This is a genomic window from Pseudaeromonas aegiceratis (genome assembly GCF_046254905.1).
In the GTDB taxonomy this organism is placed as follows: Bacteria; Pseudomonadota; Gammaproteobacteria; order Enterobacterales; family Aeromonadaceae; genus Pseudaeromonas; species Pseudaeromonas aegiceratis.
Map to the genome: position 1 here is coordinate 2,717,269 of NZ_CP158016.1, position 12,847 is coordinate 2,730,115.

Sequence of the window (12,847 nt, forward strand, 5' to 3'; positions counted from 1 at the left end):
CCATGCTTACCGCCGAAGCCAGCCTGGATCTGGCCGCCCTGCGTCATAACCTGCATGTCCTGCGTGGCCGCGCCCCCGACGCCAAGCTGGTGGCCGTGGTCAAGGCCGATGCCTATGGTCACGGGGTGGCCGGCCTGCTGCCGGCCCTCACCGAGGCCGATGCCTTCGCCGTAGCCCGCCTCGAAGAGGGGCTACACCTGCGCAAGCTGGGGGGGACGCGCCCCATACTGCTGCTGGAAGGCTGCTTTTGCGCCGCGGATCTGCTGCTGGCCGCCCAGCATGAGCTGCACAGCCTGATCCACAGTCCCGAGCAGCTCGCGGCGGTGCTAGCTCACCCCCTGCCCAAGCCGCTGCACGCCTGGATCAAGCTGGATACCGGCATGCACCGGCTGGGCTTCCTGCCGGAGCAGCTGGCCGACATCCGCGCTCAGCTGGCCGCCTGTCCCTGGGTGGCGGACGAGATAGGGGTCGCCAGCCACTTCAGCTGTGCCGACGAGCCCGGCTCCGTCAGCACCCGGGCGCAGCTGGATTGCTTTACCGCGGCCACGGCGGACTTCCCTGGGCCCAAGAGCCTGGCCAACTCCGCCGGCCTGCTCTATTGGCCCGGCAGCCAGTTTGACTGGATCCGCCCCGGCATCGCCCTGTACGGCATAGCGCCGGACGGCCAGCGCTGCGGCGCCGACGAGGGGCTGCGCCCCGTGATGAGCCTGCGTTCCCGGCTGATCGCGGTGCGGGAGCACCCCGCCGGCGCACCGGTAAGCTATGGGGAGAAGTGGAGCTCGGATCGCCCCACCCGCTTAGGCGTGGTGGCCATGGGCTATGGCGACGGCTACCCGCGCAGTACCGCCAGCGGCACCCCTGTGCTGGTCAATGGCCGCCGGGTACCCCTGGTGGGCAGCGTTTGCATGGACATGCTGATGGTGGATCTGGGGCCGGATGCCCAGGATCAGGTGGGGGATCCTGTGCTGTTATGGGGCCCGGAGCTGCCGGTGGAAGAGGTGGCCCGCCACACGGGCACCATCCCCTATGAGCTGGTGATCAAGCTCACCCCCAGGGTGGTGCGTACCTACCGGGACGCGTAACCGAACCTCAAAAACACAAAAGGCGCTAAGGCGCCTTTTTGTTTGGCAGAGCAGAACTGCCTGTCACACAAGCCGCCAGTGGTTCAGGCCGGCAGGGCCATGGTCATGCCCCCACGCCGGCGGGAGAGCCCCAGCATGGCGGCCACGCCCAGCAACAGCAAAGCCCATTGGCTGGGTTCCGGGACGGCAGAGATATTTTCCGGCAGACCGAAATAACTGACGCCGAGTGGATAGGCTGACTCAAGGTAGATGTAGCTAACATCGGTATAAGAACCGCCACCGTAAAAATAATTGTATGCAATCCCCCAGCTGCCATCCTCACGCAAGTACGAATATGAATGTGGTTTAGTGACAAAAGAATCCATTAATCCATTCTCACCATAAACACTGACGATAATGTCTTCGGTATAAAAACCAAGGGCTCGAATGTAATTGAAATCAAACAGGCCATTGACATTGCTGATCGTGATGTTTGAGTCAACCCCATAGCCGGCCGCATAACCGCTGGAGAAATACTCTCCATCAAACAGTGAATGACCCGAAGAAACGACAATCCCACCAGCATCCGAGCTGATAACAAAACCATCCTCAGCGTAAAACACATCCGCCTGGGCCACCCCCATGGTCAGCAGCAGCCCCAACATGATCTTCTTCAACACGTCCCTATCTCCAATTGACACCCATCATTGGGCGGTCACAGCTTAGTCGGTGAACAGGGAGGTGCAACAAAAATCCCGCAACCTTGGCGCGGGATCACAAAAGATTCAAATGAGAAGGTTTTCCTGGGAGTGTTCAGCCCTTCTTTCCGGGCAGGAACGCGCTGGCAGCAGGCCCTAGCCTGCCTCCGGCAAAGCCTGGGGCTTGTGGCCAGGCCGCCACTGCCCCAGCAGCACGCCCCCCAGGATCAGCAACGCCGCCAGCCCCTGCAGCGGACTTAAGGCCTCCCCCAGGGCCAGCCAGCCCATCAGAATGGCCAGCAGGGGCACCAGGTTGATGCTCATGGCCGCCTCGGCGGCGGGCAGGGTGCGCATGGCCAGGTTATACAGGCCGAAGCCCCCCAGGCTGACGATGCCCCCCAGATACAGCACGCACAGCCAGGCCGACCAGGGCACCTGACTCCAGTGATCCGTCCCGGCGAGCCAGGCTCCCGGCAGGAAGAAGAGGATGCCCAGCAGGTTCTGGCTGCCGGTGAGCCACCAGGTGTCGTAGCGGCTGCTCATGCGCTTGAGGATCACCATGTAGCTGGCGATGCAGAGCATGGCCAGCAGCTGCAAGCTGTTGCCCAGCAAGGGATTGGGGGCCGCCTGATCCGCCGAGGCCCCCAACGAGAGCAGCCCCACGCCGATGAGCGAGCAGCACAGCCCCAGCAGGGCCGGCAGGCTCAACCGCTCTTTGAGCCACCACCAGGCCAGCAGGGCGACAAACAGCGGCGCCATGGCGGCTATGGTGCCGGCCTGGGCCGAGGTGGTGAAGCGGATGGCCTGGGTCTCGCAGGTGAAATAGACGCAGGGCTGCAACAACCCCAGCAACAGCAACCAGCGGCCGTCCCCCTGACGGTAGGCCGGCTTGGGCAGCCGTCGCCAGAAGGGCAGCAGCACCAGGGACGCCAGCACCATGCGCAGCCAGATCAGCTGGTTGGGGGAGAAATAGCTCAGGGAGGTCTTGGTGGCGGCATAGGAGCTGCCCCACAGCAGCACGGAGCCTGCCAGGGCCAGCCAAGCCCAGCCGCGGGTCATGGTTTGCATCTTGTCTTACCTGTACGACGTGAGTCAGGCGGCCATGCTAGCAGCGGTCCCTGAGCGGATCTGGTACGAAATTGTGGTCACTGGCCCTTTTGGTACTGGGCCGGCGTGGCACCGACGATGGCGGTGAAGTGGCGGGTGAAGTGGCTCTGATCGCTAAAGCCCAGCTCCACCGCCACCTGGACTATGGGGGCCCCGGCCCGCAGCGCCGTCTTGGCCAGCTCGATGCGCTGCTGCAACTGGTAGCGGTGGGGCGGCAGCCCCAGCTCGGCGCCGAACCGCCGATTGAGGTAGGAAGGGCTGAGCCCCAGGGTTTGACTCAGATGGGTCAAAGAGAGTTCCTGGGGCTGGCAGAGCAGGGCCTGGGCCCGGGCCAGCCAGGGGCTGGGCGACCTATCCGCCTGCGGCGACTGGGCCGGCCAGCGGGCCAGAACCTCGGCCATCTGCGCCAGCCAGTCTTGCCGCCAGTCGTCCAGCGGCTCACCGCGCTGCAGCAAGCCGGGCAGGCGGGTCGCCAAGGCCCGCAAGGCGGCAAATGCATCAGGCTGTGACCAGACCACCTGGCAGGGCGACCGGGCGGTGAGCCCCGGCAGCCAGGCCGGATCCAGGTAGAACATCCAGTAGCCCAACGGCGCCTCCCCCTGGGGGTTGCAGTCATGCACCGCCTGGGGCGGGATCAGCACCAGATCCCCGGCCCCAGCCTGCCAGCAGGCCTCCCCCAGCTCGAAGCGGGTCTGCCCCTCCAGCACGAGACCTAACGACCAGACCGGATGGGTATGGCGAGCAAAGGTCTGGCGGGCATAGCGGGCCCGGCGCAGCTCCAGCCCCGGCAGGGCCGGGGTGCGCCAGAAACGAACCTGTCGACGCATGCTCACCTCACCAGGGCTCGAAGATGGAGCCGTTGCCCGGCAGGAACAACCGCTGGTAGATGGCGGTGGCCTCGCCGTCGCTCATGCTGGCGATGTAGTCGCAGACGGTGCGGTGCAGCGAGTGGCCGCAGCCCGGCTCGATGCGCGCCGACAGGCTGCGGGGCAGCAGATCCTTGGGGTTGTCGCGAAACGCCTCAAACAGCTCGGCGATGATCTGCTGGCCCTTGTACTCCAGGGTGCGGATCCGCGGCTGGGCGATGACCTGATCGAACACATAGCCCTTGAGCTGGCGCAGGATCTCCGCCCCCTCAGGCTTAAGCTGCATCTGGTAATCCAGCAGCGGATGGTCGAACAGCCCCAGCTCCACCGGTACCGTCTGAGTCACCAGAAAGTGGACCAGGTTGGTGATGGCCTGCTTGAGCAGCCGCGGCTCGCCGCTGGCGAGGCGGCTGACGTAGTAGTCCGCCTCCCTGGGCTTGCGCTCCAGCGCCGGTACCCGGCGCAGCAGTCCATCCAGATCCGCCACCACCTGCTGGGGGCTCAGCAGCCCCACCGCCAGGGCATCCTCCAGATCGTGCACCCCGTAGGCGATGTCGTCCGCCAGCTCCATGATGCTGCAATCCAGGCTCTTGTAGCGGGCCCGCAACCCCTTGATGGGGATGCCCGCCTCCACCTTCTCCACCTCCTGGGGGGTGATGAAGCGGCGACGATCGGCCTCACTGAAGGGCGCTACCAGCCAGTCCCGCACCGCCGCCTCGTCATCCAGCAGGCACTTGGGTGGATGCCAGGCGGTCAGGTTGCGGGGCACCCGTTCGGGCCGGCTCGGGTAATCCGGCGCCACCTCGGCAAACAGCACGGGATATTTGACCACCGCCAGCAGGCTGCGGCGGGTGAGGTCGTAGCCATAGCCGTCCGAATACTCCCCCAGCTTGGTGAGCAACCGCAGGGTCTGGCCGTTCCCCTCGAAGCCGCCATGCTCCAGCATGAAGTAGTTGAGGATCTTCTCGCCGTTGTGGCCGAAGGCCGGGTGGCCTATGTCGTGGGCCAGGCAGGCGGTCTCAATGAGGTGCTCCGGCGGCAGCCAGGGTGCCCAGTGGCCCCATTCGTTGCGGCTACTGAACCACAACAGGCGATCCGCCAAGGTGGCGCCGATCTGCGCCACCTCCAGGGAGTGGGTCAAGCGGGTGCGGAAAAACTCGTTCTCCCCCACCCCCACCACCTGAGTCTTGCCCTGCAGGCGGCGAAAGGCGGCGGAGTGGGTCAGGCGGCTGCGATCGATGCGCGCCAGAAAATGAAAGGCGGCCCACTGGCTGTTGATGCCGACGGCATCGCTGGAACGACGATCCCCCCATTCGGGGCCACAGGCTGGCTGACTCATGACGGACTCCTTGTGCTGCCTCTGAGGATAAAGCAGCAGACCCATGGCTGTCAGCCCGGCAAGCCCACTCAACGCCCCAAATGACAGACAGCCAATCGGCTCGTCGGCATAGGAGGGACTCACGCATCTAAACAATCGGTGGTTATATAAACAATGATTGTTAATTTTGCGTTACTGACCGCCGATAACAGGCTGACCCCAGGTTTAGGGAGCCTACGTATGCGGATCGCCCAGCAGAACATCCAGTATCAGACTCAGTATCAGCAACAGCAGACCCAGCTGCGTCAGCAAACGCTGCTGGACGCCCCTGCTCCCAGCCAACCGCAAAGCCGGGAGATAGCACTCACCCAGCGCCAGGAACAGGCCCTGAGCCAAAGCCTGGTCAACGGAGCAGACGAGTCGGCTCCCAACGTGGATCTGGCCGAACTGGCTGGCCACCCCAAGACCGAGGATGCCGCCCTGTTCGCCCGCCCCCGACCATCCACGCCGCTCAGCGGGCAAGGGCGCACCGATCCGCTCACCCCCGATACCAAGCCAGCCGGCGTGGGCCCAACCACAGGTGAGGACGACACCAGTGATGAGGCGCTGGGGCTGACTCCGCAACTCAAGCTGATGAAGACCATGCTGGAGTCCATCCTGGGCAGGAAGATAGAGCTGGGGGCGCCACTGCGGTTGGGCCAGGAGACGGCTGCCTCGCCGACGGATGCCCCAGCCACGGTTACCGCCAATGCCGCGCCAGAGCCGGCGGTGCGGGTGCTGGATTTCAGTGCCGAGTCCGAGCAACTGGTGTTTGCCGCCGAAGCCCAGGTCACCACCACAGATGGCCGAACCATTGACCTCAAGCTGGGCTTTGCCCTGGATTACCAGCGGCTGAGCCTCAGCGAACGGCTGGTCGGTGAGTCGGCCCTCAAGGATCCCCTGGTGCTCAATCTGGATGGCCAGGTAGCGGAGCTGCAGCAGGCCACCTTCGACTTCGATCTGGATGCCGACGGCGTGAAGGAGGCCATCCCCAAGCTGGGCAGCGGCAGCGCCTTTCTGGCACTGGATCGTAACGGCAACGGCCTCATCGATGATGGCAGCGAGCTGTTCGGCGCCCAAAGTGGCAATGGCTTTGCCGAGCTGGCGGGTCTGGATGAGGACGGCAACGGCGCCCTGGACGAGGGAGACAGCCTGTTCGCCGCCCTCAAGGTGTGGCGACCCGGCGGCGAGTTGCTGGCGGTTGGCGAGGTGGGTATTGGCGCCCTACTGCTGCACCCGGTGGAAACCCCCTATCAGCATCTGGGGGAGCGGGCCGATGGCCAGAGTGCCGGCGTACTGCGCCAGACCGGCCTCTACCTGACCGAGTCGGGCCAAGCCGGCACCCTGCAGCAGCTGGATCTGCGGGTGTGATCTGCACCTCAACCTACTCCCTGTCAATAATGACAGGGAGCCTAAGTCAGATTAATAGCACATAACTCCAAAAACATTTTATGACATAGGATTACATTTCTTAACGCATTAATTGCCGAAATAAAACACTAAGAAACCGTCATTCAAACCTTAGTCACGGCCTCGAACGGCACATCTGGAGTCATTTGTTATCGGATAACTCTCTACTTAGACTTTGAGGCCTTGTGCCTGGCACAAGGCCTTTAAACATCAAACACGGAGAGAAATTGATGAAAGCAAAGTTCGCCCTGGCCGCTGTGCTGGCGATGACGGGTTCCCTGGCCCAGGCCAACGTCCTGGATTTCAGCGGTACCCTGAGTGCCAACAAAGACGTGGCCCAGATCAGCTTTACCGCCCTGGAAGACCTGAGCAACGTGCTCCTGTGGACTGACTCCTATCAAAGTGGTGTCAACATGGACCCCGTGATCTACCTGTGGAGCCAGCTGGGGGATGACTGGCAACGGGTCGCCTACAACGACGACCATGGTGCCAACACCAGCCAGAGCGGCCAGACCATCTTTGACTCCGGCATCAGCCTGAGCAGCCTGAGCGCCGGCAACTACCTGCTGACCCTGAGCCTCTACCCCAACTGGGCCCTCGGCAACCTGCTGAGCGATGGTTATACCTACGACAGCCAGACCGACAACGGCTGGACCAACGCCCGCACCCCCTACTGGCAGGCCCATATCAGTGCCGATGGCGCCATCACCGCCGCCGTGCCGGAGCCGGAAACCTACGCCCTGGGGCTGCTGGGTCTGGGTGCCCTGCTGCTGCAACGTCGTCGCCAGAAGCTCGCCGCCTAAGCGGCAACCCGCTCTGGTGGCCAATCTGACTATGGCTACCGTCTAAAAGACACAGCCGGGGGATCCCCGGCTGCCTCGTTTCTCTTACCACACATTTTCAGGGCGTACTGCCCCACTTATCCCTTGCCAAACAGCGATTCAAACCAGTCCTTGGTCTGCTCGATGGGCGCGGCCAGCACGCTGCAGCCCTGGGCCGGCGGCAGGTCTACGGACCGTGCCGGCAGGCTGGTGGCCCCACCGCAGTTGTCCGCCACATGGCCACCGGCCCCGTTGAAGCGGGCCGTGATGATGCCCCGGGGCGGAGTGAGCTGCAGGGAGTTGACCCCGCGGCGCTGCAGGTAGTCGCTAAACAGCCGCAGGGCGCCGCCGGCGCCGGTCAGCCCCGCCGGCTGGTTGTCATCCCGCCCCACCCAGACGCTCACCACCTCGTCGTTATCCAGACCGCTGAACCAGGAGTCCCGCAGGTTGTCCGTGGTGCCCGTCTTGCCCGCCAGCACCGATTTGGGGAAGCGCGCCGCCAGGGAGCGCGCCGTCCCCAGGCTGGCCACCTTGGTCATGGTGTAGAGGGTGAGATAGCTGGCCTGGGGATCCAGCTGCCGCTTGGCCTGTTCGGCCTTCTCATACAAGAGCTTGCCGTCTTCGCTCACCACGGCCCGGATGGCGGTCAGGGGTTGGTAGAGCCCCTGGTTGGCCAGGGTCAGGTACATCTGGTTCACCTCGTAGGGCGACAGGGCCAGGGTGCCCAGCAGCAAGGAGGGATAAACGGGAATGGACTGGGTCACCCCCAGGGCCTTGAGGCTGTCCACCACCTTGTCCAGCCCCACGTCCATGCCCAGGCGCACCGTGGGCAGGTTGAGGGAGTTGGCCATCGCCAGGTAGAGCGGCACCTGGCCGCGATAGCCCTTGTCGTAGTTCTGCGGCCGCCAGGTCTTGCCGCCGTCGCTCTTCAGGGAGAGGGGCTCATCCTTCAACGGTGTCGCCAGCCGATAGCCGTTCATCAGCCCTGTGTAGTAGACCGCCGGCTTGATCAGGGAGCCGATGGGCCGGCGGGCATCCAGCGCCCGGTTGAAACCGGCGAAGCGGGTGTCCTTGCCCCCCACCATGGCGGAGACCTCGCCGGTATGCCAATTGGAGACCACCATGGCCCCCTCCAGGCCGGACTTGCTCTTGGCCAGCTTGGCCAGCTCGCCGCTCACCGCCTGCTCGGCGGCCTGCTGGGCCACGGGATCCAGGCTGGTGAAGATCTTGAGGCCCGACTGGCCGATAAAGCCTTCGCCGAAGCGCTGCTTGAGCTCCCGGTGCAACAAGTTCATGAAGGCCGGGGTGCGGCCGTAGGCCATCTGGCCGCGGGTCGACAGCCCCAGAGGCCGGCTCACATAGCGCTGGTATTCCTGCGGGTTGAGCTGCTTGGCATCCAGCAGCAGACGCAGCACCAGATCCCGCCGCTGCTGGGCCCGCTCGGGGAAGCGCCAGGGGTCGTAATAGGAGGGACCCCGCACCATGGCCACCAGCAGGGCCAACTGATCCGGCTCCAGCTCGTTCAAGGGCAGGCCGAAGTAGAAGTAGCTGGCCAGGCCGAAGCCGTAGACGCCGTCGTTGCCGTTCTGCCCCAGGTAGATCTCGTTGAGGTAGGTCTCCAGGATCTGATCCTTGCTGTAGCGGTAATCCATGATCACCGCCATGTAGGCCTCCTGCACCTTACGCCACAGGCTGCGCTCCCGGGAGAGGAAGAAGTTCTTGGCCAGCTGCTGGGTCAAGGTGCTGCCGCCCTGTACCGTGCGGCCCGCCCGCAGGTTGGCCCAGAAGGCCCGGCCGATAGAGAGCAGGGAGACGCCGCCGTGGTGATAGAAATCCCTGTCCTCCACCGTCAGCAGGGTGTCAACAAACAGCTGGGGCACCTCGTCCAGGCGCAGCAGCAATCGGTCCTCCACCTGCTCGGCACTCAGGCGATCCAGCAGCACGGGATCCATGCGTACATAGCCCAGCTCCCGGCGGCTGTCGGCATTTTGCAGCTTGGTGAGGCGCTGGCCGCTGAAGGTGAGGATCAGCGGCCGGGCCGGCTCCTCGCCGTCGTAGAAGCGGAAGGCCCGCCGGATGACCACCAGCTGATTGCCCGCCTCGCCATACTGGCCCGCCCCGCTGGGATGCTGGCTGGGGCGGTAGTTGAGCAGCTTGAGCTCGTGCAGCATCTGGGCCTTGGACAGCCGCTGCCCCGGATAGAGTTCCAGGGGCCGGCTGTAGACCAGGGCCGGCAGCTGCCACTTCTGGCCATCGAACTTGACCCGGATCTTGCTGTCCAGATAGATGCCAAACAGCACCAGGGCGGCCAGCCCCACCAGGGCGAGCTTGAAGCCCAGCCAGCCCCAGCGGGACCAGTTGATGGACCAGGCCGATGAGCGGGCACCGCCCTTGCGGGGGGCGCTCTTGCGGCTGCGGGGGGTCTTGGCGGCAGGTTTACGGCTGGCCATGGTTTTCCTTCATCATTCTTTGTTTGGTGAACCGGGTCGGCATGGCCTCAAGTGGGTCATCCGGCCAGTAATGCTTGGGATAGCGGCCCTTCATCTCTTTCTTGACCTCGGCATAGCTGCCCTGCCAGAAGGCCACCAGATCCCGGGTGAGCTGCAAGGGGCGCTGGGCCGGTGACAGTAGCTCAATCAGCAGGGGCACCCGCCTCTGGGCCACGGTAGGGGTCACCCGTTGGCCGAACATCTCCTGAATGCGCACCGGCAGCACGGGATCGGCATCGGCCGCATAACGAATGCGCAGCCGGCTGCCGGTGGGGGCGGTGAAGTGGGTCGGCAGCGCCTCATCCAGCTGCTGCGGCAGGGGCCAGGGCAGACTCTGCCGCAAGATGGCACTCAGATCCAGCCGCTTGAGCTGCTCCAACCGGCTCATGCCCAGCAGGTGGGGCAGCAGCCAGGTTTCCAAGCGGGTCAGCAGGCCGTCCTCGGAATAATCCGCCAGTGTCCATTCCGGCAGCCAGCGGGCGGCGCAGCGCAGCCGGGCGACGAGCTGCTCGCTCTCCTCATCCCAAGGCAGACAGACCAGGCCGCTGGCGCGAATGCCGGCCAACAGGCAACGGGCCTTCTGCTCGTCGCTCAGATCCGTCAGGGGCGCACTGGCCACCACGATTTGGCCGAGCCGGCGCTGACGCTCGGCCCGCACCCGCCCCGCCTGGGCATCCCACGCGAAGCCCTCCTGCTGGGTAAAGAGCCCGGGCAGGTACTGCTCCAGCTGAGGCAACTCCAGCGCCTCGGCCACCGCAATGCGGATGCCCCGCTCGCCGGCGATGAGATCCGAGGCCAGCAGCCAGGGGCTGCCGGTCAAGGGATGCCCCTCCACCAGATCCGCACTCTGGCCACCGGCGAGCTGGTAGCGCTGGCCGCTACGCAGCCGGGCGATGCGATCCGGCCAGGCCAGGGCCGCCACCAGCGCCAACGCCGACTCGCCGCCCTGGCTCTGACAGCCCAGCCGCTGGCGCCAACGGCGCACCAGAGGTGACAAGGCGCCGGCCTCGCGGCTGAGCTGGCCATGCAGGGTGTCGCCACCGCGGCGCGGCTCCTCCCACAAGGCGGCCAACTGGCAGGCCGCCGCCTGGGCCCCCGCCATCCCCTCACCTTCCAGCACGCCCGCGGCCAGCAGCATATGGGCGAAGCGTGGGTGACAGGGCAGGCTCGCCATCTGACGGCCCCGGGCGGTGAGCCGTCCCGCCTCATCCAGGGCCTCCAATTGGGTTAATAGTGCGCGGGCCGCCGCCAGCGCCTGAGCCGGTGGCGCATCCAGCAGCGGCAGCGCCTCGGGGCTCGTGCCCCAGCAGGCCGCCTCCAGCACCAGATCCGTGAGCTCAGACTGGGCTATCTGGGGGGGGGCCTGGCGGGAGAGCCTGTCTTGCTGCTCCTGGGGCCAGAGCCGATAGGCCACCCCGGGGCCCAGCCGTCCGGCCCGCCCCGCCCGCTGGGTAGCCGACGCCTGGCTTACCTGGCGGCTCTCCAGCCGGGTCAGTCCGGCGGCGGCATCGAAGCGGGCGCGCCGCTCCAGCCCCATGTCCACCACCACGCTGATGCCTTCGATGGTCAGGGAGGTTTCCGCCACATTGGTGGCCAGCACCAGTTTGCGCTCCCCGTCGGCGGCCGGCGCTATGGCCTGGCGCTGCTGGGCCAGAGGCAGACGACCATGCAGCGGACACAGCCGAACCGTGGACTCGAGCAGCGGCGCCAGGTAGTGCGCCAGCTTGTCTATCTCGCCGGCGCCGGGCAAAAACACCAGCAGACTGCCGGCCTCGCTGGCCAGTGCATCCAGCACCACCTTGCCCCACTGGGGGATCAGGGGTTGCAGGCGGTTCACCGGCCGATAGCGGTACTCGATGGGATGGGCGCGCCCAGGGCAATCCAGCTGGCGGGCCTCGGGCAGCAGACGGGAGAAATCCAGCCCCTCCAGGGTGGCCGAGAGGATCATCAGCCGCAGATCGGGCCGCAGCGCCGCCCGGCTCTCCAGCGCCAGGGCGAGCCCCAGGTCGGCATGCAGGCTGCGCTCATGAAACTCATCGAAGATGATGAGGCTGACGCCGTCAAGCTCGGGATCGTCCTGCAGCAATCGGGTCAGCACCCCTTCGGTGACTATCTCCAGCACCGTCTGCGGGCTGACGCGGCTCTCGCCCCGCACCCGGTAGCCGATGCGCTGCCCCAGGGGCTCGCCCAGCTGTTCGGCCAAATAGGCGGCGATGTTGCGGGCCGCCAGACGCCGAGGCTCCAGCATCAGGATGCGACCGGGCAGCAGGGCCCGTTGCACCAAGCTCAAGGGCAGCAGGGTCGATTTACCGGCCCCCGGCGGGGCCTGTATGATGAGACTCTCGCCGGCCTGCAACGCCTGTTGCACCGTCGGCAGCAAGGATTGGATGGGCAGTGAAGACACCCGTTTCGCTCCTGGAGGCCACTGGCTCCATGGTTGGGGGATGATGAGGATCCCGGGGAAACATCTGCTGGGCATTGTGCCAAAGGCCGCCCGCGACACCAAGGAGAAGCCATGTCTACCGTGCACAGACGCCTGTTTTTTGGTCTGGACGCCACGCCGCTAAGCCAGGAACTGATCGCCCTGCAGCAGGCCTGGCGCCTGCCGGCCCGCGCCATCCCGGCCGCCAACTTTCACCTGACCCTGCTGTTCCTGGGCCAGTGTGACGAGCGGCAGTACCGGGCGCTGGCTGCCGGGGCCGACGAGATACTGGCCGCCCCCCTCGCCATGTCGCTGGATGAGAGCGGCTGGTTTCCCCGCGCTCAGGTGGCCTGGGTGGGGCAGCAGACGGCACCGGCGCCCCTGCTGGCCCTGGCCAGATCGCTGCATACCCTGGCCCAGTCTCAGGAATTGTGCCCCGAGCCCCTGCACCTGCGGCCGCACATCAGCCTCTACCGCAAGGCCAAGGCACCGCCGCCGGCGCTGGCCTGCCCGCCTCTGCAGCTTGAGGCCAGCCAGTTTCACCTCTACGAGTCGGTGAGCACCCCGGAGGGGGTGAGGTACTTCAGTCGCAAGCGCTTCATGCTGCGCGGCTGAC

Annotated in this window: 10 protein-coding genes; 4 read left to right on the top strand and 6 right to left on the bottom strand. The window is 65.6% G+C overall.

Annotation, left to right across the window (positions count from 1 at the left end; all coding sequences use genetic code 11):
• Positions 1–2 precede the first annotated feature (2 nt).
• On the top strand, positions 3–1,082 hold the full coding sequence (alr, locus tag ABHF91_RS12785) for an alanine racemase (protein ID WP_409420657.1): 1,080 nt from the start codon (positions 3–5) through the stop codon (positions 1,080–1,082).
• A gap of 83 nt (positions 1,083–1,165) precedes the next feature.
• Here alr and ABHF91_RS12790 read toward each other — a convergent pair whose 3' ends face one another.
• The 4 genes from ABHF91_RS12790 to ABHF91_RS12805 form a co-directional block, all read right to left on the bottom strand.
• Positions 1,166–1,741, bottom strand: coding sequence for a PEP-CTERM sorting domain-containing protein (locus ABHF91_RS12790; RefSeq protein WP_409420658.1), 576 nt, complete (start codon positions 1,739–1,741; stop codon positions 1,166–1,168).
• A 174-nt stretch (positions 1,742–1,915) separates the two neighbouring features.
• Positions 1,916–2,827, bottom strand: coding sequence for a DMT family transporter (locus ABHF91_RS12795; protein ID WP_409420659.1), 912 nt, complete (start codon positions 2,825–2,827; stop codon positions 1,916–1,918).
• Between the two features lie 77 nt (positions 2,828–2,904).
• A complete protein-coding gene (locus tag ABHF91_RS12800; RefSeq protein WP_409420660.1) occupies positions 2,905–3,693 on the bottom strand; it encodes a helix-turn-helix domain-containing protein in 789 nt (262 codons plus the stop codon).
• A gap of 7 nt (positions 3,694–3,700) precedes the next feature.
• A complete protein-coding gene (locus ABHF91_RS12805) occupies positions 3,701–5,071 on the bottom strand; it encodes an anti-phage deoxyguanosine triphosphatase (protein WP_409420661.1) in 1,371 nt (456 codons plus the stop codon).
• A gap of 219 nt (positions 5,072–5,290) precedes the next feature.
• Between ABHF91_RS12805 and ABHF91_RS12810 the strand changes: the two genes are divergently transcribed.
• Positions 5,291–6,460, top strand: a complete 1,170-nt coding sequence (locus tag ABHF91_RS12810) for a hypothetical protein (RefSeq protein ID WP_409420662.1) — start codon at positions 5,291–5,293, stop codon at positions 6,458–6,460.
• A 269-nt stretch (positions 6,461–6,729) separates the two neighbouring features.
• Positions 6,730–7,302 (top strand): DVUA0089 family protein, encoded by a 573-nt coding sequence (locus tag ABHF91_RS12815; protein ID WP_409420663.1) that lies wholly within the window; start codon positions 6,730–6,732, stop codon positions 7,300–7,302.
• Positions 7,303–7,418: 116 nt separating this feature from the next.
• On the opposite strand, the gene mrcB is transcribed toward ABHF91_RS12815, so the two are convergent.
• A complete protein-coding gene (gene mrcB, locus ABHF91_RS12820; protein ID WP_409420664.1) occupies positions 7,419–9,770 on the bottom strand; it encodes a penicillin-binding protein 1B in 2,352 nt (783 codons plus the stop codon).
• Positions 9,757–12,213, bottom strand: coding sequence for an ATP-dependent helicase HrpB (gene hrpB / locus ABHF91_RS12825; protein WP_409420665.1), 2,457 nt, complete (start codon positions 12,211–12,213; stop codon positions 9,757–9,759). Before hrpB ends, mrcB begins: the two co-directional genes overlap by 14 nt.
• Before the next feature lie 111 nt (positions 12,214–12,324).
• Here hrpB and thpR point away from each other — a divergent pair, with 111 nt between their 5' ends.
• Positions 12,325–12,846, top strand: coding sequence for an RNA 2',3'-cyclic phosphodiesterase (thpR, locus tag ABHF91_RS12830; RefSeq protein WP_409420666.1), 522 nt, complete (start codon positions 12,325–12,327; stop codon positions 12,844–12,846).
• Position 12,847: the final 1 nt, after the last annotated feature.